The 615-nt window shown below is 59.8% G+C and carries 1 protein-coding gene; it reads left to right on the forward strand.

The features are described 5' to 3' along the window. Window positions 1-342: 342 nt before the first annotated feature. On the forward strand, window positions 343-615 hold a 273-nt coding region (locus AC066S_RS39050; RefSeq protein ID WP_478271939.1), incomplete at its 3' end, for a hypothetical protein.

Genomic DNA, 615 nt, shown 5'->3' on the forward strand with positions numbered 1-615 from the left:
GCCTGGCTGGGGGCGGTGCCGGCGGCCGTGGCGGGCGGGCTGTGCACGCTCGGCGTGGTCGGTGCGTGGGCGTGGATGTTCAAGCCGCTGCGGCGGGTGGACCGCTTCGAGGAGGCATCGCCCCAAGCGGCCCCACTCGCAACGCATTCGCGGAAATGACGTAGTCGCAGGAAGACGGGTGAGACCGTGCCCCGCACAGCGGAATAGTGATCAATATATATTACTGTTGAGTGGCATTTTTATCGATTAAATGGGAAGATTCTCGGCAGCACTGACCCTTTGCTGTGAAATGAATGGTTCAGCCGAAAGTGGATCGTGCAATTTCATAAGAAAGAGAATTCGATGAAAAATGCGAAAGTGCGAACGCAGTTGCTGATGGCTTTCGGCACCATGGCGGGACTGATCTTTTTCATGTCCTTGTTTGGCGTGCTGGCTCTGGGTCATGCCAGGGACCGGTTCGATGGGTATGTGGAAGGCATCGACGCGCGCAACCAATTGGCCGCGCAACTTCGCAGCGCCATCAACGACCGGGCGATCGCTGCCCGCAACACGGTGCTGGCCATCTCGCCGGCCGACATACAGGCCGAGAAGGCGCGTGGCGAGCAGGCCCATGCC

Source organism: Bradyrhizobium sp. CFUWI (assembly GCF_056429085.1).